This is a genomic window from Aeromonas sp. S12(2024) (assembly GCF_041402305.1).
GTDB classification, from domain to species: Bacteria; Pseudomonadota; Gammaproteobacteria; order Enterobacterales; family Aeromonadaceae; genus Aeromonas; species Aeromonas veronii.
Map to the genome: position 1 here is coordinate 136,423 of NZ_JBGLRB010000004.1, position 26,104 is coordinate 162,526.

The following is a 26,104-nucleotide window of genomic DNA, read 5'->3' on the forward strand; positions in this document are numbered from 1 at the left end:
ATGGTCATCATCATCGGATTGGGCAAAACCGGGCTCTCCTGTGTCGATTACTTCCTCGGCCGTGGCGTGACGCCACTGGTGATGGATACCCGTGCCAACCCGCCCGGCAAGGATCAACTGCCGTCTGAGGTTGAGCTCATTCACGGTCTCGACGAGGCGCTGCTCAAGCAGGCGCACATGATCGTCGCGAGCCCGGGTATCGCGCTGGCGACCCCCGAACTGAAAGCGGCTGCCGAGTGTGGCGTGCAGATCGTCGGTGACATCGAGCTGTTTGTGCGCGAGACCCAGACCCCGGTCATCGCCATCACCGGCTCGAACGGCAAGAGCACCGTCACTACCCTGGTGGGCGAGATAATTGCCGAAGCCGGCCTCAATGTCGGTGTGGGCGGCAATATCGGCACGCCTGCGCTGGAGCTGCTCAAGCAGCCGATGGATCTCTGCGTACTGGAGCTCTCCAGCTTCCAGTTGGAAACTACTCACAGTTTGCGTGCTGCCGCCTCCGTGGTGCTGAACCTCTCAGAAGATCACATGGATCGTTATCAGGGCATGGCCGACTATCGCGCCGCCAAGATGGAGATCCATCAGCACTCCAAACACATTCTGGTCAATCGTGATGATGCCCAGACCCTGCCTGATGTGGGTCAGGTGTGGCAGAGCTTTGGTCTCGACTGCAATGGCTATGGCCGCTGCCTGCTGGATGGCCGCTACTGGTTGACCCTGCACGGTGAACCACTGCTGGCGGTGGACGAGATGAAGATCGTCGGTGCCCACAATCAGGCCAACGCGCTGGCCGCCATGGCGTTGTGCGATGCGGTCGGCATTCCCCGTGCTGCGCAACTCACCGTGCTGCGTCGTTTCGAGGGCTTGCCCCATCGCGCCCGCTTCGTGCGCGAGGTAAACGGGGTGCGCTGGATCAACGACTCCAAGGCCACCAACGTGGGGGCGACTCTGGCTGCCGTTGCCGGTGTGCGCGAGTCGGTCAAGGGGCGCCTGCTGCTGCTGGCCGGTGGTCAGGGGAAGGGGCAGGATTTTGGCCCGATCCAGGCGCTGTTGGGCAACCAGATCGATCACATGTACTGCTTCGGTCAGGATGCCGAGGTGCTGCTGGCACTGGGCGAGCAGACCGAACGGGTGGCCGACCTGGCCGCTGCGGTTGCCAAAGCGGCGGCCGATGCCAAGCCCGGTGACTGGGTGCTGCTGGCGCCAGCCTGTGCCAGCCTCGATCAGTTCAAGTCGTTCGAGGTGCGCGGCGATCGCTTCACCGAGATGGTGTTGGCGCTATGAACGCCCTTCGCGCAGCAGCGGGTCTGTTCCAGCGCTGGTTGTTACCGGCGCGTCCTGCTGGTCTCTACGATCGGCAGCTGGTACTGCTGGCGCTCTCCCTGATGGCGGTCGGGGTGGTCATCGTGGCCTCGGCGTCGATTCCCGAGGGGATTGCGCTGGGGGATGACCCCTTCATGTTTGTGAAGCGTCACGCCCTGTTTCTGGTGATGGCGCTCGGTATCTCCTGGTTTGTGTTGCAGGTGCCGATGGCGCGCTGGCAACAGCACAACGGCCCCATGCTGCTGCTGGCGATCTTGATGCTGGTGCTGGTGCTGCTGGTGGGCCGCAACGTCAACGGTGCGGTGCGCTGGTTGCCGCTCGGCCCCTTCAACCTGCAACCTGCCGAGTTTGGCAAGCTGGCGCTGTTTGTCTATCTGGCCGGCTATCTGGTGCGACGCCAGAGCGAAGTGCGTGAAGCCTGGATCGGCTTCCTGAAACCTCTGGCGGTGTTCGGGGTGCTGGCGGTCTTGCTGCTGTTGCAGCCTGACCTGGGTTCCACCGTGGTGATGTTCGTTACCTCGTTCGGCATGCTGTTTCTGGCCGGTGCCCGACTGGGACAGTTTTTGACCCTGATCGGCGCAGGCCTCGGCTCGGTGGTGATGCTGATTATCGTCGAGCCCTACCGGATGCGGCGGGTGACCTCCTTTATGGATCCCTGGGCCGATCCGTTCGGCAGCGGCTACCAGTTGACCCAGTCGCTGATGGCGTTTGGTCGTGGCAGCTGGTTTGGCGAAGGGCTTGGCAACTCCATCCAGAAGATGGAGTACTTGCCGGAAGCGCACACCGACTTCGTGTTTGCGATCCTCGGTGAAGAGCTGGGTTACGTCGGGGTGCTGGGCGCCCTGTTCCTGATTTTTGCGCTGGCGGTCAAGGCGCTCAAGCTGGGGCATCGCGCGCTGGTGGCCGAGCGGCTCTATGACGGTTATCTGGCCATCGGTATCGGCATCTGGTTCAGCTTCCAGACCTTCGTCAACGTTGGCGCGGCCAGCGGTATGATGCCGACCAAGGGCTTGACCCTGCCGCTGGTCAGTTACGGTGGTTCCAGTCTCATCATCATGTCGGTGGCGGTGAGCATGTTGATTCGAATCGATTTTGAGTTGCGTCAGGCGACAGCCCAGGCGCGCGTGCGGGAGGTTTAGTGAGCAAGACTCTGTTGGTGATGGCAGGTGGTACCGGTGGGCATGTGTTCCCCGGTCTGGCTGTGGCCGATCGCCTGAAGGCCCAGGGCTGGACTGTCCACTGGCTCGGCACTGCCGACCGGATGGAGGCGGAGCTGGTGCCCGCCCACGGTTATCCCATCTCCTTCATCGATATTCAGGGAGTACGTGGCAACGGCATCAAGCGACTGCTGGTGGCGCCCTATCGCATCGTCAAGTCGATCCTGCAGGCGCGTCAGGTGCTCAAGACCGTTCGTCCTGATGTGGTGCTCGGCATGGGCGGTTTTGCTTCCGGCCCGGGTGGCGTGGCGGCCTGGTTCTCCGGCATCCCGTTGCTGCTCCATGAGCAGAATGCCGCTGCCGGCATGACCAACAAGTTGCTGGCCCGTATCGCCAGGCGGGTGTTGATGGCATTTCCGGGCGCCTTCGCGCCGAGCCGCCGCACCGCCGTGGTCGGTAATCCGGTACGTCCCGAAGTGGTCGCCCTGCCGGATCCGCAACTGCGCAGCGGAGATGAGCCACTGCATCTGCTGATCGTGGGTGGCAGTCTGGGGGCGCGGGTGCTCAACGAGCAGGTACCTGCTGCGGTGGCGGCGTCCGGCGTGCCCATTGAAGTGCGTCACCAGTGTGGCAAGGGCAATGCCGAGACTGTCTCTGCTGCCTATGCCCAGCACGGCATCAATGCCGAGGTGAGCGAATTTATCAAGGATATGGCCAGCGCCTACGCCTGGGCCGACCTGGTGGTCTGCCGTGCCGGTGCCCTGACTGTTTCCGAAGTGGCTGCCGCCGGTGTGGCCGCCATTTTCGTGCCGCTGCCCCATGCGGTGGATGATCACCAGACCCGTAACGCCCTGACACTGGTCGACGGCGGTGCAGCCGAGTTTCTGCCCCAGTCCGAGCTGAATACCGCTTCACTGGCGGCGCGCCTGACCTGGCTGGCTGGTCGCCGGGAGACCCTGTTTAACATGGCGAAAGCGGCTCGCCGCGTCGCCATCACCGATGCGGCCGAGCGGGTTGCGGATGAGTGCAAACAGCTCGCAACCGGGCCGCATGGTAAAGATTGATGAGCAAGGTTGCAGCGGTGACACCGGGCAGCCTTGTACCTGTATGTATTGATGCCGCCGTGCAGCCGCGCTTTGACGGCACATGGCCTGCGGCAGACTAAAGAGACGATTATGACCAAGGTTGAACTGGCAAAACTGCGTACTGTGATCCCCGAAATGCGCCGCGTGCGTCGCATCCACTTTATCGGCATCGGTGGTGCCGGTATGGGCGGGATCGCCGAAGTGCTTGCCAACGAAGGGTATCAGGTAACGGGTTCTGATCTGGCTCGTAACGCCGTGACCGAGCGGTTGGCCGGACTGGGCGCCCACATCTTCGTCGGCCACAGTGCCGAACACGTTGAGGGTGCCAGCGTGGTGGTGGTCTCTACCGCCATCAAGCAGGACAACCCGGAGCTGCTGGCTGCCCGCGAACTGCGGATCCCGGTGGTTCGCCGCGCCGAGATGCTGGCCGAGCTGATGCGTTTCCGTCACGGTATCGCCATTGCCGGTACCCACGGCAAGACCACCACCACCAGTCTGGTGGCGAGTATCTATGCCGAAGCCGACCGCGACCCGACCTTCGTCATCGGTGGCCTGCTCAACAGTGCCGGCACCAATGCCCGCCTGGGCAGCAGCCGCTACCTGATTGCCGAGGCGGATGAGAGCGACGCATCTTTCCTGCATCTGCAGCCGATGGTCTCTATCGTGACCAACATCGAAGCGGATCACATGGATACCTACGGCGGTGATTTCTCCAAGCTGAAGGCCACCTTCATCGAGTTTCTGCACAACCTCCCCTTCTACGGACTGGCGGTGGTCTGCATCGATGATCCGGTGATCCGTGGCATGTTGCCCGAGATTGCCCGTCCGACCTTGACCTACGGTCTCTCTGACGATGCCGATGTGCAGGTGCTGGATTTTGTCCAGACCACCAACCACAGCTGCTTCCGTGTTCGCCGCAAAGAGGCGGGTGAGCTGCAGGTGACCCTCAATTTGCCGGGTATTCACAACGCATTGAACGCCGCAGCGGCGATAGCTGTCGCGACAGAGGACGGTGTTAGCGATGAGGCCATCATCTCTGCACTGGCCAAATTTGAAGGGGTCGGTCGTCGCTTCCAGCAGTATGGCGAGTTTGAAACCGGTCGCGGCAAGGCGATGCTGGTGGACGATTACGGTCACCACCCGAGCGAAGTGAAGGTCACGATCAATGCTGCCCGTGCCGGTTGGCCCGAGAAGCGTCTGGTGATGGTGTTCCAGCCGCACCGTTATACCCGCACCCGCGACCTCTACGAGGACTTCGCCGATGTGCTCTCCAAGGTAGACGTGCTGGTGATGCTGGAGGTTTATGCTGCCGGTGAGGAGCCGATCCCGGGCGCTGATGGACGGGCACTGTGCCGCTCCATTCGCTCGCGCGGCAACCTGGAACCCATCTTCGTCGCCACGCCAGATGACGTGCCAGCCGTGCTGGCCGACCTGATCGGCGAGGGGGATTTGGTGCTGACTCAAGGCGCCGGGAACGTCGGGGCGCTGGCCCGTCGTCTCGGAGAGATGAAATTGAGCATAGATAGCATGAAATCTGGCGCCTGAGGGCCCAATGAGTATTTTGACCGCCAAGCCGGGGCCTATATAATGGCGAACCGGTCTGTCAAAGGCCGGTTTAGCGCGTTACACGGGGATCGATCGGGTGGAGGCAAGGGCACAGGGGCGCACCAAGGGTGGCTTCATCGCAGGGGTAGCGTTTTTCCTGCTGGTGATATGGGGCTGCTACCGGACGGCGCTGGATGTTAAAGGTTGGCTGACAGATGCCAACCGGTTGCCCATGAGCGAGCTGTTGCTGCAGGGGCAACACCAGTATTTGCAAACCGAAGAGCTGCGGATGGCCGTGCTGGATGGCGCCGAGCTGCGCAACTTCTTCGAATTGGATGTCAACGAATTGCAGGCAAGGCTCAATGCCTTGCCATGGGTGGCCTCGGTCTCGGTACGAAAGAAGTGGCCGAACAAGATCAAGATCTACCTCACGGAACAAGATGTGGCGGCGCGCTGGAATGGCAACCGCTTCGTCAACACCAAGGGCAAGGTATTCAGTGCCCCGGATCGGGTGAAGACGCCGCTGTTACAGCTGTCAGGGCCGGATGACCAGGCCGCCCGGGTGTTGAAAGAGAGTCGGCAGTACGAGTCGCAACTGGCTGCCAAGGGATACAAGTTGCTGGGGGTGAATCTGACCCCCCGCCATGCCTGGGAACTGACCCTGGATGGCAATATCAAGCTGTTCCTGGGACGCAATGACATTGCGCTCCGGTTGCAGCGGTTTATCGATGCCTTCCCGGTTATCGAACCCCGTGCGCAAGTCGCTTACGTGGATCTTCGATACGACACCGGAATGGCAGTTGGCTGGAAGAAGAGCGAAGAGAAAGTGCATGACCAACACCGCAGATAGGAATTTGATTGTCGGACTGGATATCGGCACAACCAAGGTGGCGGTTCTGGTCGGGGAAGTATTGCCGGACGGTGAACTGAACGTCATCGGTATGGGCAGTCACGCTTCTCGCGGAATGGAGAAGGGCGGGGTTAATGACCTCGACTCCGTGGTCAAGTCACTGCGCCGCGCGGTGGAAGAGGCCGAGATGATGGCAGATTGCCAGATCAGCTCGGTCTATCTGGGGTTGTCCGGCAAGCATATCGATTGCCGCAACGAGACCGGTATGGTGCCCATCTCCGATGAAGAGGTGACCCAGGAGGATGTGGACAACGTGATCCATACCGCCAAGTCGGTTCGCCTCTCCGATGAGCTGCGCGTGCTGCATGTGCTGCCTCAGGAGTTTGCCATCGATTATCAGGAAGGGATCAAGAATCCGGTCGGCCTCTCCGGTGTAAGGATGGCTGCCAAGGTTCACCTGATCACCTGCCATAACGACATGGCCCGCAACATCGAGAAATGTGTGGAGAAGGTCGGTTTGCGTGTGGATCAACTGATCTTCTCCGCGCTGGCCTCCAGCTATGCCGTGTTGACCGAAGACGAGAAAGAGCTGGGTGTCTGCGTGGTGGACATCGGTGGCGGCACCATGGACATGTCGCTGTTTACCGGCGGTGCTCTGCGCCACACCAAGGTGATCCCGTACGCTGGCAGCACTGTGACCAGCGACATCGCCTATGCCTTCGGCACGCCGCCGCTCGACGCGGAAGCGATCAAGGTGCGCTACGGTTGCGCCCTCGGTCGTCTGGTCAGCAAGGAAGACAATATTGAAGTACCCAGTGTCGGCGGTCGCCCGGCGCGCAGCCTGCAACGGCAGACACTGGCTGAAGTGATTGAGCCCCGTTACACCGAGTTGCTCTCCATGGTGAATGATGAGCTGGTGCGGGTACAAAGCGAGTTGAAAGCGCAGGGGGTCAAGCATCAGCTGGCAGCCGGTGTGGTCTTGACCGGCGGCGCTGCCCAGATTGAAGGCATTGTGGAGTGTGCAGAGCAGATCTTCCAGAGCCAGGTCCGGGTGGGAGAGCCCATGAACATACGTGGTTTGAGTGATTACGTGCAGGCACCGGTGTACTCGACTGCGGTCGGGTTGCTGCAATATGGCCGCACCCATCAAGCCACAGGTAGCAACAAAGAATATGCCGCCAAGGCAAGCGTCGGTGGCCTGGTCAAACGGGTTAGCAACTGGCTGCGTGGCGAGTTCTAAGAATTTTGCTGAGTCAGGCAAATAAAGCGGAGAGACAACATGTTTGAATTTATGGATAGCCACACTGACGAAGCCGTCATTAAAGTGATCGGTGTAGGTGGCGGCGGCGGTAACGCTGTCGAGCACATGGTTCGTCAAAATATTGAGGGTGTTGAGTTTATTACCGTCAACACCGACGCCCAGGCTCTGCGTAACTCCAGCGCCAACACTACCCTGCAGATCGGCGGTGGCATCACCAAGGGTCTGGGTGCCGGCGCCAATCCGGAAGTGGGTCGTGATGCGGCCATGGAAGATCGCGAAGCGCTGCGTGAGCTGCTGACCGGTTCCGACATGGTGTTCATCGCCGCCGGTATGGGTGGTGGTACCGGTACCGGTGCTGCGCCGATCGTGGCCGAAGTGGCGCGCGAGATGGGCATCCTGACCGTTGCTGTGGTGACCAAGCCGTTCTCCTTCGAAGGGAAGAAGCGGATGGGCTTCGCCGCCCACGGTATCGAAGAGCTCTCCAAAAACGTCGACTCCCTGATCACCATCCCCAACGACAAGTTGCTGAAGGTGCTGGGTCGCGGTATCTCCCTGCTGGATGCCTTCAAGGCGGCCAACGATGTACTGCTTGGCGCGGTACAGGGCATTGCCGAGCTGATCACCCGTCCGGGCTTGATCAACGTCGACTTCGCGGACGTGCGTACAGTGATGCGTGAAATGGGTACCGCCATGATGGGTACCGGTTCCGCCTCCGGCGATGACCGTGCCGAAGAAGCGGCCGAGAAAGCCATCTCCAGCCCGCTGTTGGAAGATGTGGATCTGGCTGGTGCCCGTGGCATCCTGGTCAACATCACCGCCGGTATGGACATGACCATCGAAGAGTTCGAAACCGTGGGTAACGCGGTCAAGGCCTTCGCTTCCGAGAACGCCACTGTAGTAGTGGGTACCGTAATCGATCCGGAAATGCACGATGAACTGCGTGTGACTGTGGTTGCTACCGGTATCGGTGCCGAGCGCAAGCCGGACATCACGCTAGTCAAGAGCAGCCAGGTGCAAGAGCGCCCGGTGCGTCAGCCGCTGGTTAGCGACATGATGCAAGGCCGCGTGATGGACGAAGCCCCGGCCAAGGTGGTCAACGCCGAGCCGCAAGCTCGTCGCGAACCGGATTACCTGGATATTCCGGCGTTCCTGCGCAAGCAAGCTGACTAAGCCTCTTATGGCTCTCGTTTGTTTGTTGTTCAAGGAATGTGCTAAGATGGCCTGCCAACGACCATCTGGTCCGGATTTTAAGCTGTTTAGGGTACACCCATGATTAGACAAAGAACCTTGAAAACGAGTGTACAGGCGACTGGTGTCGGCCTGCATTCGGGCCGGAAAGTCACCATGACGTTCCGTCCGGCGCCTGTGAACACAGGAATCGTTTACTTGCGTACCGACCTGAATCCTGTGGTGGAGCTGCCAGCCAATGCCGATCAGGTGCGCGATACCGTGCTCTGTACCGCTCTGGTCAACGAAGCGGGTGTCCGTGTCTCTACCATCGAGCACCTCTCTGCCGCGCTGGCCGGTATGGGGATCGACAACCTCTACGTTGAGGTTGACGCGCCCGAGATCCCGGTGATGGATGGCAGTGCGCATCCCTTTATCTACCTGCTGCAGGAAGTCGGGATCCGTGAGCAGAATGCTGCCAAGCAGTTTGTGCGGATCAAGAAGAGCATCCGGGTTGAAGACGGCGACAAGTGGGCGGAATTCCACCCCTATCGCAACGGCTTCAAGATGGATCTCGAGATCGATTTCCAGCATCCGGTCTTTGAAGGGCGCAACCAGCGTTGTGTGCTGGATTTCTCCGGTGCCTCCTTCGTGAAAGAGATCAGCCGTGCCCGTACCTTCGGGTTCATGCGCGATATCGAGTACCTGCGTTCCCAGAACCTGGCGCTGGGCGGAAGCCTGGAAAACGCCGTGGTACTGGACGACTATCGGGTGCTGAACGAAGACGGTTTGCGTTATGAGGACGAGTTCGTCAAGCACAAGATGCTAGACGCGATCGGTGACCTCTATATGTGTAACCGCAGCATCATCGGTGAGTTCCGTGCCTACAAGACCGGACATGCCCTGAACAACAAGCTGCTGCGTGCCTTGCTGGCCGAGCAGGAGGCTTGGGAACTGGTGACCTTCGAGGGTGAGGGCGACAAAGCGCCTATCGCTTACTACGATAACGGTCTGGTTCTGGCCTGATAGCTGTGCAACGGAACGTCGGTCCTCTCTCCGCACCGACGTTCCGTCATTTGTTTACTCCATCCTTTAATACCGATTATCTCCCGGTTTTATTTCCCGTGCAGGCTCCTGGCCGCACCTGACCGAGCAGACTGATTTCTATGAGCATTACCCTGATCCTCCACGGCAAGCAGCGACGCAAGTTGCACCTGCCCAAACAACGTCTGGCCTGGGTCGGCGGTATTCTCTTCTCCCTGTTGGCCCTTGGTGGTGGTTGGCTCTGGCAGAGCTGGCACCAGAAAATGGAGGCGCTGGAAGTGGCGCTTGCCGTTGCCGAGCAACAGTCCGTTGACCAGAGTGGTGACGAAGCCCGTGAACAGTTGGCGATGCTGGCTGCTCAGGTGGGCACCATGCAGGGCCAGCTTGGCCGTCTCAATGCCCTCGGCGAACGATTGACCGAGCAGGCCGATCTCGATCCCGACGAGTTCAATTTCAAAGAGCTGCCCCCCATGGGCGGCCCTTCTTATGATGAAGAGCTGGAAGTGAGCCTCAACGAGCTGCAAGCCTCGATGAAACACCTCAGCCAGCAGCTCAGCAGCCACGAAGAGCAGCTGTCGGTACTTGAATCTTTCATCATGAATCACCATATCACCGATGCCGGTTTTATTTCCGGCACGCCAGTCAAACAGGAGCGAGTTTGGGTCTCGTCCGGGTTTGGTGGACGGGTCGATCCGTTCAACGGGCGTGCCAAGATGCACAAAGGGGTCGATTTCCGTGGCAAACCCGGAACCCCGATTCTGGCCACCGGGCCCGGCATTGTCAGCTGGGCGGGCCGTCATCCGGAATTTGGCAATATGGTGGAGATTAATCACGGCAATGGCCTGGTCACCCGCTATGCCCACAACTCCAAGTTGCTGGTCGAGGTGGGCACTCTGGTTGATCAGGGTCAGAAGATTGCCTTGATGGGACGCACCGGTCGCGCGACCGGGGTCCATCTGCATTACGAAGTGTTGAAAGATGGTCGTCAGGTCAACCCCGCACGGTTTCTCAGTGCCAGACGGGGTTAGGTTTTTTTCTTCAGGTTCCAGTGACGGAACGCTTTTATAACCAGAAATAGTTGGTACCCATGATTAGCACACTGCTTACCAAGATTATCGGCAGCCGGAACGACAGAACGCTCAAGGCTTTGCGCAAAATTGTAAAACAGATCAATGCCATGGAGCCGCAGTTCGAGGCTCTGTCCGATGCCGAGTTGCAGGCCAAAACGGCTGAATATCGTCAGCGTATCGAGCAGGGTGAGACCCTGGAGCAGTTGCTGCCGGAAGCGTTCGCGACCGTGCGTGAAGCCTCCAAGCGGGTGTTTGGCATGCGCCACTTCGATGTGCAGCTGATCGGCGGCATGGTGCTGAACTCCAACCGTATCGCGGAAATGAAAACCGGTGAAGGTAAGACCCTGACCGCAACTCTGCCAGCTTACCTGAATGCCCTGAGTGGCCGCGGCGTCCACGTCGTGACGGTGAACGACTACCTGGCCAAACGTGACGCTGAGGCAAACCGCCCGCTGTTTGCCTTCCTCGGCATGACCGTCGATTGCAACGTGCCCGGTATGGATGCGTCCCAGAAGCGTGACGCCTACGCCGCCGACATCACCTACGGTACCAACAACGAATTCGGTTTCGACTACCTGCGCGACAACATGGCGTTCTCGCCGGAGCAGCGCGTACAGCGCCCGCTCAACTACGCGCTGGTGGATGAGGTGGACTCGGTGCTTATCGATGAAGCCCGGACTCCGCTCATCATCTCCGGTCCGGCCGAAGATAGCTCCGAGCTCTATATTCGCGTCAACAAGCTGATCCCGCTGCTGGTCAAGCAGGACAAGGAAGACACCGAAGAATACACCGGCGACGGTCACTACACGGTGGATGAGAAGAACCGTCAGGCCCTGCTGACCGAAAACGGTCAGATCTTCGTGGAAGAGCTGCTCAAGAAAGAGGGGCTGCTGGATGAGAACGACTCTCTGTTCTCCGCCTCCAACATTAGCCTGCTGCACCACGTCAACGCCGGTCTGCGCGCTCACACCCTGTTCGAGCGCAACGTCGACTACATCGTCCAGAAAGACGAGATCGTCATCGTCGACGAGCACACCGGCCGTACCATGCCGGGTCGTCGCTGGTCCGATGGCCTGCATCAGGCCGTTGAAGCGAAGGAAGGGGTGAAGATCCAGAACGAGAACCAGACGCTGGCATCCATCACCTTCCAGAACTACTTCCGCCTCTACAACAAGCTGGCGGGGATGACAGGTACTGCGGATACCGAAGCCTTTGAATTCCAGCAGATTTATGGCCTGGATACCGTGGTTATCCCGACCAACAAGCCGATGGTGCGCAAAGACATGGGCGATCTGGTCTACCTGACCGCCAACGAGAAGTATGCCGCCATCATCGAAGATATCCGTCAGTGCGTGGCCAAGGGCCAGCCTGTACTGGTCGGTACTGTCTCTATCGAGAACTCCGAGCTGCTCTCCGGCATTCTGACCAAGGAGAAGATCCCGCACAAGGTGCTGAACGCCAAGTTCCACGCCATGGAAGCGGAGATCGTTGCCCAGGCCGGTCAGACTGGTGCGGTCACCATCGCCACCAACATGGCCGGTCGTGGTACCGACATCGTGTTGGGCGGCAACTGGCAGGCAGAGATTGCCAAGCTGGAGAACCCGACCAGCGAGCAGATTGCCGAGCTGAAAGCCGCCTGGCAGGTGCGTCACGATGCGGTGCTGGCCGCCGGTGGTCTGCACATTATCGGTACCGAGCGTCACGAATCCCGTCGTATCGACAACCAGCTGCGCGGCCGTTCCGGTCGTCAGGGTGACCCGGGCTCCTCCCGTTTCTACCTCTCCATGGAAGATACCCTGATGCGGATCTTCGCCTCCGACCGCGTGACCGGCATGATGAAGAAGCTGGGCATGGAAGAGGGCGAAGCCATCGAGCACCCGTGGGTCACCAAGGCGATCGAAAACGCTCAGCGCAAGGTGGAAGGTCGCAACTTCGACATCCGCAAGAGCTTGCTGGAGTTTGATGACGTTGCCAACGACCAGCGCAAGGTGGTCTACGAGCAGCGCAATGAGCTGCTGGATACCAACGACATTTCCGAGACCATCCATGTTATCCGTGACGATGTCTACGGTGCGGTGATCGACGAATACATCCCGCCCCAGTCTCTGGAAGAGATGTGGGACGTGCCGGGTCTGGAAGCGCGCCTGAAGGCGGACTTCGCGCTGGATCTGCCGCTGCAACAGTGGTTGGCGGAAGATGACAAGCTGTACGAAGAGAAGCTGCGCGAGCGCATTCTGGACGAAGCCACCAAGCTTTATGCCCACAAGGAGGAGCTGGTCGGCAAAGAGGTGCTGCGCAACTTCGAGAAGGCGGTGATGCTGCAAACCCTGGATGGTCTGTGGAAAGAGCATCTGGCGGCCATGGATCACCTGCGTCAGGGTATCCATCTGCGCGGTTACGCCCAGAAGAACCCCAAGCAGGAGTACAAGCGCGAATCCTTCGATCTGTTCACCCAGATGCTGGAAACCCTCAAACGCGACGTGGTCAGCATCCTGAGCCGTGTTCAGGTGCAGGAGCGCGATGTGGCAGCGATGGAAGAGCAGCAGCGCCAGCAGGCGGAAGCCGCTCCCCGTACCTATACCCACGCCGCTGCAGAGAGCCAGCTGGCCGATGAACAGGCCGCAGGCGAAGAGGGGCACACCACCTTCGTACGCGACGAGCAGAAGGTCGGCCGAAACGATCCCTGCCCGTGTGGTTCAGGCAAGAAGTACAAGCACTGCCACGGTCAGTTGACCTGATCGACGCTATGCCATAACAAGGCGGGCCAAGAGCCCGCCTTGTTATTGGTGGCAACAAGCGAACAGAGGTAATTGATGGAACAGAAAAAACGGATCTGGGTGGCGGTTGGCGTCATCGAGAATGAACGGGGCGATATCTTCATCGCCCGACGCTCCTCCGATCGCCATCAGGGGGATCGCTGGGAGTTTCCCGGTGGCAAGGTGGAGTCGGGTGAGGATCTGCTCACCGCACTGGATCGGGAGCTGTGGGAAGAGATCGGCATCCGGGTATTGGATTGTGCCCCCTTCATGGAACTGCAGCACGACTACCCCGAGAAGCAGGTATTGCTGGATATCTGGAAGGTGACCCGTTTCAGCGGTGAGCCGTTCGGCAAAGAGGGGCAGGAGTGCCTGTGGGTGCCGGTGGCCGAGCTGAACAACTACCACTTCCCTGATGCCAATGGCCCGATTGTAGCGCGGATACAGGGTCTGCAGGCTTGAGCCGGTAGTAATCAACAAACATGAAAAAAGGGCCAATCGGCCCTTTTTTGATATTGCAGAGGTGCGTGACCAGGGGCTTATAGCCACTGATCGCCCTCTTCCGGCTCCGGCAGCAGATCCGGGTTGATCTCCCCCGGGATCCGCTTCTCTTCATCGGCCCATTCGCCGAGATCGATCAGCTGGCAGCGCTTGCTGCAGAAGGGGCGGAACGGACTCTGCGGGCCCCACTCCACTTCGCTCTGACAGGTCGGGCACTTTACCTTGGTGACCATAAGCGCTCCTTAGCAGCAGGCGAGCTGGAACGGCACATCGCCAATCGGCTGTTCTGCGGTGGGCAGAAAGCGCAGGGCGAAGCGGTTCTTGTGGCCGCTCAGGGTCGGGTAGCAGAACAGATTGCCCGGCAGCTTGATGCGGATCAGCTCGGCGCTCTCGGCGGTGTCCTGGAAGAAACCGTTGCTGGCAATCTGCTCACTGAAGCTGCCTGATTCGCGCCACAGACGCAGCAGCAGGGTGATGGCATTCATCAGCAGGTTGATGTCGCTCAGCCAGCCTTGCATCTGCTGGTGACGGGTGATGGCCGGGGTACCGAGCCAGTGGTGCAGCTGCGGCACATCGAAGGCACACAGGCCACCGGGGATGGAGAAGCGCTGGCGGATGGAGCCGAGCAGACGATCCTCTTTCAGGCGGGCACCCGGGCGTGGCGAGTTGAGCAGGTTGCGAGAGAGCTGGCTGCTCTCTTGCTGCATCAGTTTGATCTGCTCCAGATCGACATCGGGCAGGCTGGCCCAGTGGCTCAGACGCTGGCCGAGACGCTCCAGATCCTTGATGAGGTCGGCGCGCAGGTCACCACGCTCCAGCAACTCCTGCAGATCGAACAGCCCCTTGAAGAAGGCGATATGTGCCCAGGATTGTTCACTCTCCAGATTGTCGCGGATCTGGGAAAACAGGGACTCCAGACGAAGATAGGTCCGGCTTTTTTCATTGAGGGGGAAATCGTAAATCATGCCTAATCCTGGCCAGCCATAAACCGGCCTAGTGTACTCACACTTGGCGGCCTTGTTGAGAGGCAATTGCCAGATATGTCTCGTGCAGCGCCAAAATCCGCGTTTTAATCGCCATTTCGCTGCCATTGTGGTTTTCGATGACATCATCCGCCGCAGCGAGGCGTTCCACCCGACTCGCTTGGGCGGCGATGATGGCGCGGGCTTGCTCGGCCGATACCCCATCACGGCGACAGGTGCGCTCAATCTGGGTGGCTTCATCCACATCGATCACCAGCACCCGGTTGGCGAGGCCGGTGAGTTTGTTCTCCACCAGCAGTGGCACCACCAACAGGCAGTAAGGAGAACTGGCCGCGGCACATTGGCGCAGCATTTCACTGCGAATCAGCGGGTGGAGCAGGGCATTGAGCCACTCCTTGGCCTGTGGATCGCTGAAGACCCGCTCGCGCAGGGCACGACGGTCGAGTTGACCGCTCGGATCAATCACATTCGGGCCAAAATGGTCGGCGATGGCGGCAAGGGCCGGGGTGCCCGGCTCGACCACTTCGCGGGCGATCACATCGGCATCCACCACCTCGATACCCAGCGCGGCAAACTGATTGGCGATAGTAGTCTTGCCGCTGCCGATACCACCTGTGATAGCAACTACATACATGGGGGCCTCTTGCTCAAAGCAGGGTAGAGAGATACCAGCGGGTGATGGTATCGCCCCATAGCAGCGCAATCCAGCCCGCGATGGCGAGGTAGGGGCCGAAGGGGATGGGCTTGCCCTGATGATGTTTTTGCAAGGCGATCAGGCTGATGCCGATCACGGCACCGACCAGAGATGAGAGCAGCAGAATTATGGGCAGCGCCTGCCAACCGAGCCAGGCGCCCAGCGCCGCCAGCAGCTTGAAGTCGCCATAGCCCATCCCCTCCTTGCCAGTGAGCAGCTTGAAGGCCCAGTAGAGGCTCCAGAGCACCAGATAGCCCGCCATTGCACCGATCACGGCATCCGCCAGCGGCACGAAGCCGCCTGCCAGGTTGCACAGCAGCCCGCCCCACAGCAGTGGCAGGGTGAGCTGGTCGGGCAGCAACATCTTGTCGAGATCGATAAAGGTGAGGGCGACCAGCACCCAGGTCAGCAACAGGGCGGCCAACGTACCCCAGCCCGGCGTTATGACCATGGCTACGGCCACCGAGAGCAGGGCGGTCAGCAGCTCTACCAGCGGATAGCGGGCCGAGATGGGGGCCTGACAGTCACGGCAACGCCCTTTGAGCCAGAGCCAGCTCAACAGCGGGATGTTCTCCAGCGCAGTGATGGCGTGGCCACAGTGAGGGCATGCGGAGCGCGGCACCATCAGGTTGTAGCGCTCTGGTGCAGTAGCCTCCTCATCGGGGGCGAAGTAACTGCGATACTCGGCCTGCCACTCCCGCTCCAGCATGATGGGCAAGCGGTGGATGACCACGTTAAGGAAGCTGCCGATCATCAGGGAGAAAAGAAAAACCAGCGAGAAGTAGAGCCAGGGCAAGCTGTGAGCCAGCTCGAGAAGAAGTGTCATAACCAACCGTCAGTTATTGAATGAGGGGGAGGGCATGGTTGTGGTGCCATGCCCTGATAAATCAGCCTACCACGTCGCCAAGCTTGAAGATGGGCAGGTACATGGCGATAACCATGCCGCCGACCAGCACCCCGAGCACCACCATGATGAGGGGTTCCAGCAGGCTGGTGAGGCCATCGACCAGATCATCCACCTCCTGTTCGAAGATGGTGGCGACCTTGGAGAGCATATCATCGATGGCGCCGGACTCCTCACCGATCATCACCATCTGGATCACCATGTCGGGGAAGAGATCGACGGTACGCATCGCCACGTTGATCTGCATACCGGCCACCACCTCGTTGCGGATCGCCATGACCGCGGTGCGATAGACATAGTTACCCGAGGCCCCAGCCGCCGAAATCAGCGCATCTACCAGCGGAATACCGGCGGAGAAGGTGGTTGACAGAGTACGGGCAAAGCGGGCCATGGCCGCCTTGTGCAGGATCATCCCGACCACCGGAATGGTGAGGACGAACTTGTCGGTATTGTCTTTCACCTTCTGGGAGGCCCGCCAGGCCCGCACGTAAAGGAAGATACCAAGGGCGGAGCCACCAAAGAAGACATACCACCAGTTCTGCATAAAGCGGGAGATGCCGATAACAAACTGGGTGAACACCGGCAGCTCGGCGCCGAAGCTCTTGAAGATATCCTCGAACTGCGGAATGACGAACAGCAGCAGGATGGAGGTGACCACGATGGCGACCAGAATGACCATGGTGGGGTAGAACATCGCCTTCTTGATCTTCGACTTGAGCGCTTCCGACTTTTCCCGGTAAGTGGCGATACGGTCGTAGATGGTCTCCAGCGCACCGGATTGCTCACCGGCTTCCACCAGATCGCAGTAGAGATCGTCAAAGTAGAGGGGATGGCGGCGCAGCGCTTCCGACATGGGGGTACCGGTCTCCACATCGGCGGCAATCTGCCCCATCAGCTCGCGCATCGAGGCTTTCTCGTGACTGCGGGCGATGATCTGCAGGCTCTGCACCAGCGGTACGCCGGCGGAGAGCATGGTGGTGATCTGGCGTGAGACGATGGCGATATCCATCGGCTTGATCTTGGCGCCGCCCTTGGAGAAGAGCCCTTGGGATTTCTTGGCTACCTTGGTGACGTTGACCCCCTGCTTGCGCAGTTCGGTCTTGACGGTGTTGATGCTGTCGGCCTGCAGCTCGCCGGAGACCTTCTGCCCCTTGCGGTTTACCCCGTGCCAGCGGAAGGCGAAGACTTTCTTGGGGGCATTGTTCTTTTTCGTTAGGGTTGCCATCTTTGCATCCTGCAATGGGGTTGGTTGTCAGAGCCTTGCTCTGCACGTCACCAACCTGGTCAAGGTGCCCGACTGGCTTGATGCCTGCGGGGTACTGATAGGGTGGGTGGTACCTTCTTGGCGCCAACCCGGTCATTTGAATATCTGATTACTCTGTCGTTCGGATTATCATCCGTTTCGTATTCGTGAACGACGAATTCGCTCTGCCAACCAACTCGGCGGGTCGTCCCGCACACGGATCAGTTGGTGGTGACCCGGTTGACCTCGGCCAGGCTGGTGACCCCAAGCCGGGCCTTCTCCAGCCCCGAGGTGCGCAGGGTGCGCATCCCCTCCTTCTGCGCGATAGCGGCAATTTGCAGGGAGTTGGCCCCTTGCATGATCAATTTGGCGATGTTCTCCGACATCAGCATGATTTCGTAGATGCCGACCCGTCCCTTGTAGCCGCCGGAACACTCCTTGCAACCGACCGGTTTGAACAGTCGCAGCCCTGCTGCCAGCTGCTGCGGCGTAAAGCCCAGCTCCAGCAGTTCGGCTTCCGGCACTACTTCCGGCGCTTTGCAGTGGTCGCACAATTTACGGGCCAGCCGCTGGGCCATGATCAGGGTCACCGAGGAGGCGATGTTGAAGGCCGGTACCCCCATGTTCATCATCCGGGTCAGGGTCTCGGCGGCGGAGTTGGTATGCAGGGTGGAGAGCACCAGGTGACCTGTCTGCGCCGCCTTGATGGCGATCTCGGCGGTTTCGAGATCGCGAATTTCCCCCACCATCACTACATCCGGATCTTGCCGCAGGAAGGAGCGCAGGGCGCTGGCGAAGGTGAGCCCCGCCTTGGGGTTGACCTGCACCTGGTTGACGCCGGGCAAGTTGATCTCCACCGGATCTTCGGCGGTGGAGATGTTTACCTCGGTGGTGTTGAGAATATTTAGGCCGGTATAGAGCGAGACCGTTTTGCCCGAGCCGGTGGGGCCGGTCACCAGGATCATCCCCTGTGGTTTGGAGAGGGCGCGCAGGTACTGCGCCTTCTGCCGGTCATCAAAGCCGAGTTGCTCGATATTGAGGCGTGCCGCCGAGGAGTCGAGCAGACGGATAACGATCTTCTCCCCCCACATGGTGGGCAGGGTGTTGACCCGCATATCCATCGACTTGTTGCGCGACAGCTTCAACTTGATGCGGCCATCCTGCGGCAGCCGCCGCTCGGCGATATCGAGCCGCGCCATCACCTTGAGGCGAGCGGAGAAGCGGTTGGAGAGGTTAACCGGCGGTGTGGCGATCTCATGCAGAATGCCATCGATGCGAAAGCGCACCCGATACTTGAACTCATAGGGCTCGAAATGCAGGTCGGAGGCACCGCGCTTGATGGCATCCATCAGGATCTTGTTGATGTACTTGACGATGGGAGCATCGTCATCGGCGGTATTGACGCTTTCGTCCAGCCGGCTGTTCTCGTCGGAGACCTCGAGATCCGAAATCTCGGACTCGTCGATATCCTCCATGCCGAGGGCGTCATTTTCGCTCTCCAGCAGCTTGCCGATGGCGGCGGTGAGCTTGTTCTCCTCCACCAGCAGGGCTTCAGTATGAAGTCCGAAGCTGAAGCCAAAGTCCTCCAATGCCGAGACATTGGTCGGATCCGACATGGCGATATAGAGGGTGTGGCCCTGGGTGTAGATGGGCAGCACGTGGTGTTTTTCAATCAGCTTCTGATTGAGGTATTTCTGCGGGATCTCGGCCAAATCGAAGGCGGCAAGATCCAGCAGAGGTACCCCATACTCCAGCTCGCAAAAATCGGCGAGCGCCTTGCTGTCGAGGATCTCGTTTTCTATCAGAAAGGTCACAAAGGGTTTGCGCTGGGCCTTGGCCTGGCTCAGATAGCGCTGGGAGTCCTCTTCACTGATAAGTGAAGAGGCGGCCAGGCTTAACGCCAGGCCGCTATTAGGGTTAGAGGTCATTATGGGCAATAGGTAGTGTTTGCTGTGCCTCCGGCGGTACACGTCCCAGTCCATACTAGAGTTAAGTCTGTTCCCGTCGGAGCTGAGGCCTGTAATGTATAAATATCGGTTGAAGTAAGTGGGCTTAATTTTCCTGAGGCTGGTTTCACACTAATGGTATAAGGGGCACTCGAAGTACCAGCAGTATATGAAACAAGCACGTTACCTTGAGCTGTGTCAGTTTGCGCTGCCGGGCAGTTTGAGCCTGTTTGTACACAGATTTCAACAGCGGTCTTCAATGCTCCTGTTGCAGCAACCAACTCAGTCATCTTGGCTTTTTTGGTGTAGTTCTGATACGCCGGCAGCGCTACCGCCGCCAGAATGGCAACGATCGCGACCACGATCATCAGTTCAATAAGGGTAAAACCCGATTGTTTCTTCATTTGAAATATCCTTTTATCCTTGGTTCCTGGGAAGTGTCGGTAGAAAATCGTCCGAACGTCAGTATCTTATCCGAGCTGTCAGGGGTGGCAACAGAGATTGCTGCCTTTGTTAACCACTTTCATGTCATTTACCAAAAACTTGATGCGAGTCATAAAACAAGTGGCTTCTTATGACTCTTTTTTACGGGTGAAAGCGGGTCCGTCATTACACTCCTTTGCTGAGGGAGCCTGCATAAAGAAAAGGCGCCTATGGCGCCTTTTGCAAGTTGTTTATCCGGTTAGGTCGAGTATTTGCTCAGGCCTGCGGGGTGAATCTCACTGCTGGATAAAGCGCATGGAGAGATCGAGCGCCCGCACATGCTTGGTGAGCGCCCCGACGGAGATAAAATCGACGCCGGTGGCCGCAAACTCGGCCAGAGTATCGAGGGTGACATTGCCGGAGACTTCCAGCTTGGCGCGGCCCTGATTGATGGCGACCGCTTCCCGCATCATGGCAACATCGAAGTTGTCCAGCATCACGATATCGGCCTTTGCCACCAGCGCCTGTTCCAGCTCGGCCAGCGATTCCACTTCCACCTCCACCGGTTTGCCCGGATTGAGATGACGAGCCTCATTAATCGCCTCGGCAATGCCACCGCAGGCGAGGATATGGTTCTCCTTGATGAGATAGGCGTCGTAGAGGCCGATGCGGTGATTCTTGCCGCCGCCACAGGTGACTGCGTACTTCTGGGCGGTGCGCAGTCCAGGGATGGTTTTGCGGGTGTCGAGTAAACGGCAGTCGGTGCCCTCCAGCTCTGCCACATAGCGGGCGGTGAGGGTGGCGACGCCGGATAGGGTCTGGACAAAGTTCAGGGCATTGCGCTCGCCGGTCAGCAGCAGGCGGGCAGGGCCATGGAGGCGGAACAGCTCCTGATTGGGGGAGAGCACTTCCCCATCCTGCACCTTCCACTCCACCTTCACGTCGCCGCCGAGCTGGGCCTTCAGTTGCAGGAAGACTTCATCCACCCAGGGCTGGCCGCAGAATACTCCTGCTTCACGGGTGATGACCCGGGCGCTGGCCATCCGGTCGGCCGGGATCAGCTGGGCGGTGATATCGGCGCTGGCATCCGGTTGGTCCAGCGTGGTGAGGGCATCGCCCAGATCTTCGAGTAGTGCGGCGCGCACGGCGCGGCTGACATCCTGTTGAAACATGCCTTATTCCTGCAAGGGTCTGAGCAGCAGTTGCCGCTCCTTTTGAACCAGCTCCAGCCGACCGAGGGCGTTCATGCCAACCAGCACTTCGTCACCGTCTGCCGCCGGATTGATAAAGATGGCCAGATCGTACAAGGTCAATGGCCCCATCGCCAGCGTTTCGATGGTGCCGTTGCCGACTCGGATCTGCCCCGCGGCGGTATTGACCTGGCTGCTGCCATGAGCGGTCAGGCCGAGCCGCTCGGCAACCTGCTGCGGGATGGTGATCCGGGTGGCGCCGGTATCGAGCAGCAGTTGCACCGGCTGACCGTTGATGGCACCCTCCAGACGATAGTGGCCGCTCTGGTCGGCCCGCACCAACAACTCGCCGCTGGCGGTTACGCTTGGTTGGTTGCGGGAGTGAAAATAGAGGGTCAGCAGGCCCATTAAAGATAGCCAGGTCAGTAACCACATCCAGCGTGCCGTGTGCTGCATACCCCATCCATATCGAGCGGAAGATGACTCAGCCTAACATACCATTTCCCTTTGATTCAGTGAGTTGGTGTCGGGTTGCCTATCAGGTATCTTCGTGTTCTCGCCATTTATCAGCCAACTCGAGTAGCCGATGACTCAACTCGCTTCGCAACCTTGTTTCTCTATCGATGCTGCTGGCTGGTGCCAGCAGGCGCGCCGGGTGCCTTCTCCCCATCACAACGAACGGGCAGCGCCGGATGATATCTCCCTGCTGGTGGTGCATGGCATCAGCCTGCCGCCGGGGGAGTTTGGTGGCCCCTTTATCGACGATCTCTTTATGGGGCGACTCGACCCGGAGGCTCACCCCTATTTTGCCGGTATCCATCAGTTGCGGGTCTCGGCCCATTGCCTGATCCGCCGTGATGGCGAGCTGGTGCAGTATGTGCCGTTCGGCAAGCGCGCCTGGCATGCGGGGGTATCGAGCTGGCAGGGGAGGGAGGCGTGCAATGACTTCTCCATCGGTATCGAGCTGGAGGGGACTGACGAAATCCCCTACACCGAGGCTCAATACCGGGCGCTGGCGGGGCTCACACGAGCCATATCGGAGCGCTATCCGGCGATTACCCACGAAAAAATTGTCGGCCATTGCGATATCGCGCCAGGGCGCAAGACGGATCCCGGAGCCAGTTTCCAGTGGGATTACTACCGTCAGTTACTAAACAGCTAAAGTAAATATTAAAATTTAGTTTGGATTTTAAAATCAATGGCTTGCCTATCTGGCAGGCCATTTTTGTCTCTGGTTGCGCAAATGTTATTTGTGAGCGTGGTCAAGAATATTGGTCAGACCATTTTCTATGAGCTAAATCATGTTTCCCCTGCTTTACCCCTTAAGTGGTGGGGTTGATTCTTGACTCAGATCATCTTTTGAGTGGACTTTTCAAAAGGCCTCTGCTAATTTTCGCCCCATCCATAAAATTGGTAATACCAATTTAACAAAGTAGCCTCATGCCCTATCGCAAGATTACGCAACCCAAGTTGGCCGACTCCATTGTCGCCGAGCTGGAACAGATGATTCTGGAAGGCAGCCTGCAACCGGGGCAGAAATTGCCTCCCGAGCGGGAACTCGCCATCCAGTTTCAGGTATCGCGCCCCTCCCTGCGCGAAGCCATCCAGCGACTGGAAGCGCGCGGATTGCTTTATCGCCGTCAGGGCGGCGGCACTTATGTGCAGAATGCCCTGAGCAAGGGGATCGCCGATCCTCTGTTCGAACTGCTCAGTACCCACCCGGAAGCCCAGTATGATCTGCTGGAGTTTCGCCACGCATTGGAAGGCATCTGTGCCTACTACGCGGCCTTGCGGGGAACCGGGTCTGATTTCGAGCGCATTCGTCAGGTGCAAACCACCATCGAAGAGGCGGGCCAGCTGGGCTCGCTGGTGGCCGAGTCGGCAGCCGTGACCCAGTTCTATCTGGCGGTGGCCGAGGCGTCCCACAACGTGGTGCTGCTGCACCTGCTGCGGGCCATGAGCCCGATGCTCGAACAGAACATTCTGCAGAATAACGAGATTTTGAATCGCCGCCCGGGAGTGGTAGCCAAGATACGTCGCCATCGCGCGAATCTGATCGAGGCTATTCTTTCGGGGGCTCCGGAGCGGGCCAGAACAGCTTGTCATGAGCATCTGGCCTTTATCGAGGACACCTTGTTGGATATGCAGAGGGAAGACAGCCGGATCCAGCGATCCATGCGTCGGATCCGTCAGCAGGAAAACTAATCCCACAAGGCTCTATTGTCGAATGCTTGCGCCCTTCGCCGTGCAATGCCGTGCAATCACAACAACATAGGAACCAGCCATGTCTGATATCCTGAAGAACGATGTGGACCCGATAGAAACGCTGGAGTGGCTTGCCTCTCTGGAATCCCTGCTGCGTGAAGAGGGTCCGCAACGCGCTCAGTTCATCCTTGAACAGTTGGCCGAGAAAGCCCGCGTAAGCGGTGTGGACGTGGCTGCCAAGGCAAATCGCGATTACATCAACACCATCCCGTCCAGCGATGAGCCGGACTACCCGGGTGACCTGGAGATGGAACGCCGCATTCGCGCCATCATCCGCTGGAACGCCATGATGATCGTACTGCGCGCGTCCAAGAAAGACCTGGACCTGGGTGGTCACATGTCTTCCTTCGCTTCTTCTGCGACCATCTATGATGTCTGCTTCAACCACTTCTTCCGTGCTCGCAACGAGAAGGATGGTGGCGATCTGGTTTACTTCCAGGGTCACATCTCCCCGGGCATCTATGCTCGCGCCTTCGCTGAAGGTCGTCTGACCGAAGAGCAGCTGGACAACTTCCGTCAGGAAGTGGACGGCAAGGGTATCCCTTCCTATCCGCACCCGAAACTGATGCCGGACTTCTGGCAGTTCCCGACCGTATCCATGGGTCTGGGCCCCATCGCCGCCATCTATCAGGCTCGCTTCCTGAAGTACCTGACCGACCGTGGTATCAAGGATTGCTCCGAGCAGACCGTTTACGCCTTCCTGGGTGACGGCGAGATGGACGAGCCGGAAGCCAAAGGTGCCCTGACCGTTGCCGTGCGTGAAAAGCTCGACAACCTGGTGTTTGTGGTTAACTGCAACCTGCAGCGTCTGGATGGCCCGGTTGTTGGTAACGGCAAGGTTATCAACGAGCTGGAAGGCCTGTTCGCTGGCGCCGGTTGGGACGTGACAAAGGTTATCTGGGGTCGCAAGTGGGATGAGCTGCTGAAGAAAGACACTTCCGGCAAGCTGATCCAGCTGATGAACGAGACCGTGGACGGTGACTACCAGACCATGAAGTCCCGCGACGGTGCTTACATCCGCGAGCACTTCTTCAACCGTTATCCGGAAACTGCCGCGCTGGTCAAAGACATGACCGACGAGGAGATCTTCGCTCTGAACCGCGGTGGTCACGATCCTCGCAAACTGTTCGCCGCGTTCAACAAGGCGACCCAGACCAAGGGCAAGCCGACCGTTATTCTGGCCAAGACCATCAAGGGTTACGGCATGGGTGAAGCGGCTGAAGGCAAGAACATCGCTCACCAGGTCAAGAAGATGGAGCTGGACTCCGTGCGTCACCTGCGTGACCGCTTCAACCTGCCAGTGGCCGACGAGCAGCTGGCCGATCTGCCGTACCTGAAGATTGAAGCCGGTTCTGCCGAGCACAAATATCTGCACGACCGTCGCACTGCCCTGAAAGGCTATGTGCCGACCCGTCTGCGCGAAAGCACCACCAAGCTGGAAATTCCGGCGCTGGACGCCTTCGGCCCGCTGCTGGGTGAGCAGGCGCGCGAAATCTCCACCACCATGGCGTTCGTGCGTTCCCTGAACGTGATGCTGAAAGACAAGTCCATCGGCAAGCGCATCGTTCCGATCCTGGCTGACGAAGCCCGTACCTTCGGTATGGAAGGTCTGTTCCGCCAGATCGGTATCTACAGCCCGCACGGTCAGCAGTACACCCCGCAAGACCGCGACATCGTCTCCTACTACAAGGAAGACAAGCAGGGTCAGGTTCTGCAAGACGGTATCAACGAGCTGGGCGCCATGTCCTCCTGGCTGGCTGCTGCGACCTCTTACAGCACCAACGACTGCCCGATGATCCCGTTCTACATCTACTACTCCATGTTCGGCTTCCAGCGGATCGGCGACATGGCGTGGGCAGCCGGTGACCAGCAAGCCCGTGGCTTCCTGCTGGGTGCAACCTCCGGTCGTACTACCCTGAACGGTGAAGGTCTGCAACACGAAGATGGTCACAGCCACATCCTGGCGAACACCATTCCGAACTGCATCTCCTATGACCCGTCCTACGCCTATGAAGTTGCGGTGATCGTACAGGATGGCCTGCGCCGCATGTACGGTGAGAACCCGGAGAACGTGTTCTACTACATCACCACCCTGAACGAGAACTATGCCATGCCGGCCATGCCGGAAGGCGCCGAGGAAGGCATCCGCAAGGGTATCTACAAGCTGGAATCCGTCGCCGGTGCCAAGGCGAAAGTTCAGCTGCTGGGTTGTGGTTCCATCCTGGGTCACGTGCGCAAGGCTGCCCAGATCCTGGCCAGCGAGTACGGCATCGGTTCCGATGTGTTCAGCGTCACCTCCTTCAACGAGCTGGCCCGTGACGGTCAGGACGCGGATCGCTGGAACATGCTGCACCCGACCTCTGAGGCGCGTGTTCCCTACATCGCTCAGGTACTGGGTTCCGAAGCCACCATCGCTGCGACCGACTACATGAAGTCCTTCGCCGATCAGGTTCGCGCCTTCGTTCCGACCGAGAACTACCGCGTGCTGGGTACCGACGGTTACGGCCGTTCCGACAGCCGTGCCAACCTGCGTCGTCACTTCGAAGTGAACGAGTTCTACGTGGTTGTTGCTGCCCTGACCGAACTGGCCAAGCGCGGCGAGGTAGACAAGCAGGTTGTGGCCGACGCCATCGCCAAGTACGGCATCGATGCCGACAAGGTCAACCCGCTGTACGCGTAAGTGGATCAAGGGGCGCG

At 59.2% G+C, this 26,104-nt stretch carries 23 protein-coding genes; 14 read left to right on the plus strand and 9 right to left on the minus strand.

What is annotated here, in order from left to right:
• From murD to mutT, 11 genes are all read left to right on the plus strand, one after another.
• Positions 1 to 1,284, plus strand: a complete 1,284-nt coding sequence (gene murD, locus ACB035_RS05760; RefSeq protein ID WP_371166875.1) for a UDP-N-acetylmuramoyl-L-alanine--D-glutamate ligase — start codon at positions 1 to 3, stop codon at positions 1,282 to 1,284.
• Positions 1,281 to 2,462, plus strand: a complete 1,182-nt coding sequence (gene ftsW, locus ACB035_RS05765) for a cell division protein FtsW (RefSeq protein WP_005336154.1) — start codon at positions 1,281 to 1,283, stop codon at positions 2,460 to 2,462. The genes murD and ftsW overlap by 4 nt, the downstream gene beginning before the upstream one ends.
• On the plus strand, positions 2,462 to 3,544 hold the full coding sequence (gene murG, locus ACB035_RS05770) for an undecaprenyldiphospho-muramoylpentapeptide beta-N-acetylglucosaminyltransferase (protein WP_371166876.1): 1,083 nt from the start codon (positions 2,462 to 2,464) through the stop codon (positions 3,542 to 3,544). Before ftsW ends, murG begins: the two co-directional genes overlap by 1 nt.
• Positions 3,545 to 3,655: 111 nt before the next feature.
• Positions 3,656 to 5,110: a UDP-N-acetylmuramate--L-alanine ligase gene (murC, locus tag ACB035_RS05775; protein ID WP_005336150.1), complete on the plus strand. Its 1,455-nt coding sequence runs from the start codon at positions 3,656 to 3,658 to the stop codon at positions 5,108 to 5,110.
• A 97-nt stretch (positions 5,111 to 5,207) separates the two neighbouring features.
• Positions 5,208 to 5,960 carry a cell division protein FtsQ/DivIB gene (locus tag ACB035_RS05780; protein WP_005336149.1) on the plus strand — a complete coding sequence of 251 codons (753 nt, stop codon included), beginning with the start codon at positions 5,208 to 5,210 and terminating at the stop codon, positions 5,958 to 5,960.
• A complete protein-coding gene (ftsA, locus tag ACB035_RS05785) occupies positions 5,941 to 7,200 on the plus strand; it encodes a cell division protein FtsA (protein ID WP_005336148.1) in 1,260 nt (419 codons plus the stop codon). The genes ACB035_RS05780 and ftsA overlap by 20 nt, the downstream gene beginning before the upstream one ends.
• Before the next feature lie 39 nt (positions 7,201 to 7,239).
• Entirely contained in the window at positions 7,240 to 8,391 is a 1,152-nt protein-coding gene (gene ftsZ / locus ACB035_RS05790) for a cell division protein FtsZ (protein WP_005336147.1), read from the plus strand.
• Between the two features lie 99 nt (positions 8,392 to 8,490).
• Positions 8,491 to 9,414: a UDP-3-O-acyl-N-acetylglucosamine deacetylase gene (gene lpxC, locus ACB035_RS05795; RefSeq protein WP_005336146.1), complete on the plus strand. Its 924-nt coding sequence runs from the start codon at positions 8,491 to 8,493 to the stop codon at positions 9,412 to 9,414.
• Positions 9,415 to 9,554: 140 nt separating this feature from the next.
• Positions 9,555 to 10,460: a peptidoglycan DD-metalloendopeptidase family protein gene (locus tag ACB035_RS05800; RefSeq protein WP_371166877.1), complete on the plus strand. Its 906-nt coding sequence runs from the start codon at positions 9,555 to 9,557 to the stop codon at positions 10,458 to 10,460.
• 59 nt (positions 10,461 to 10,519) lie between these two features.
• The gene (gene secA, locus ACB035_RS05805) at positions 10,520 to 13,240 is read left to right on the plus strand and encodes a preprotein translocase subunit SecA (protein WP_371166878.1); all 2,721 of its coding nucleotides are present in this window, start codon (positions 10,520 to 10,522) and stop codon (positions 13,238 to 13,240) included.
• A gap of 75 nt (positions 13,241 to 13,315) precedes the next feature.
• Positions 13,316 to 13,720, plus strand: coding sequence for an 8-oxo-dGTP diphosphatase MutT (gene mutT, locus ACB035_RS05810; RefSeq protein WP_368171058.1), 405 nt, complete (start codon positions 13,316 to 13,318; stop codon positions 13,718 to 13,720).
• Between the two features lie 77 nt (positions 13,721 to 13,797).
• Here the strand turns inward: mutT and yacG are convergent, their stop codons facing one another.
• The 9 genes from yacG to ACB035_RS05855 form a co-directional block, all read right to left on the minus strand.
• Complete coding sequence (gene yacG, locus ACB035_RS05815; RefSeq protein WP_005336142.1) at positions 13,798 to 13,992, minus strand: DNA gyrase inhibitor YacG; 195 nt, start codon at positions 13,990 to 13,992, stop codon at positions 13,798 to 13,800.
• 9 nt (positions 13,993 to 14,001) lie between these two features.
• Complete coding sequence (gene zapD / locus ACB035_RS05820) at positions 14,002 to 14,724, minus strand: cell division protein ZapD (RefSeq protein WP_005356622.1); 723 nt, start codon at positions 14,722 to 14,724, stop codon at positions 14,002 to 14,004.
• 37 nt (positions 14,725 to 14,761) lie between these two features.
• Positions 14,762 to 15,376, minus strand: coding sequence for a dephospho-CoA kinase (gene coaE / locus ACB035_RS05825; protein WP_107684319.1), 615 nt, complete (start codon positions 15,374 to 15,376; stop codon positions 14,762 to 14,764).
• A gap of 13 nt (positions 15,377 to 15,389) precedes the next feature.
• Positions 15,390 to 16,262, minus strand: a complete 873-nt coding sequence (locus tag ACB035_RS05830; protein WP_371166879.1) for an A24 family peptidase — start codon at positions 16,260 to 16,262, stop codon at positions 15,390 to 15,392.
• A 61-nt stretch (positions 16,263 to 16,323) separates the two neighbouring features.
• A complete protein-coding gene (locus ACB035_RS05835) occupies positions 16,324 to 17,565 on the minus strand; it encodes a type II secretion system F family protein (RefSeq protein ID WP_371166880.1) in 1,242 nt (413 codons plus the stop codon).
• A 239-nt stretch (positions 17,566 to 17,804) separates the two neighbouring features.
• Positions 17,805 to 19,520: a PilB family type IVa pilus assembly ATPase TapB gene (gene tapB, locus ACB035_RS05840; protein WP_335861463.1), complete on the minus strand. Its 1,716-nt coding sequence runs from the start codon at positions 19,518 to 19,520 to the stop codon at positions 17,805 to 17,807.
• Positions 19,511 to 19,933: a prepilin-type N-terminal cleavage/methylation domain-containing protein gene (locus tag ACB035_RS05845; protein WP_371166881.1), complete on the minus strand. Its 423-nt coding sequence runs from the start codon at positions 19,931 to 19,933 to the stop codon at positions 19,511 to 19,513. Before ACB035_RS05845 ends, tapB begins: the two co-directional genes overlap by 10 nt.
• A gap of 315 nt (positions 19,934 to 20,248) precedes the next feature.
• Entirely contained in the window at positions 20,249 to 21,124 is an 876-nt protein-coding gene (gene nadC, locus ACB035_RS05850; protein ID WP_371166882.1) for a carboxylating nicotinate-nucleotide diphosphorylase, read from the minus strand.
• Between the two features lie 3 nt (positions 21,125 to 21,127).
• Positions 21,128 to 21,598, minus strand: a complete 471-nt coding sequence (locus ACB035_RS05855; RefSeq protein WP_371166883.1) for a TIGR02281 family clan AA aspartic protease — start codon at positions 21,596 to 21,598, stop codon at positions 21,128 to 21,130.
• Between the two features lie 130 nt (positions 21,599 to 21,728).
• On the opposite strand from ACB035_RS05855, the gene ampD reads away from it, so the two are divergent.
• From ampD to aceE, 3 genes are all read left to right on the plus strand, one after another.
• A complete protein-coding gene (ampD, locus tag ACB035_RS05860) occupies positions 21,729 to 22,304 on the plus strand; it encodes a 1,6-anhydro-N-acetylmuramyl-L-alanine amidase AmpD (protein ID WP_371166884.1) in 576 nt (191 codons plus the stop codon).
• Between the two features lie 278 nt (positions 22,305 to 22,582).
• A complete protein-coding gene (gene pdhR, locus ACB035_RS05865; protein ID WP_005336127.1) occupies positions 22,583 to 23,347 on the plus strand; it encodes a pyruvate dehydrogenase complex transcriptional repressor PdhR in 765 nt (254 codons plus the stop codon).
• A 79-nt stretch (positions 23,348 to 23,426) separates the two neighbouring features.
• Positions 23,427 to 26,087, plus strand: a complete 2,661-nt coding sequence (gene aceE / locus ACB035_RS05870) for a pyruvate dehydrogenase (acetyl-transferring), homodimeric type (protein WP_371166885.1) — start codon at positions 23,427 to 23,429, stop codon at positions 26,085 to 26,087.
• The last annotated feature ends 17 nt before the right edge of the window (positions 26,088 to 26,104 follow it).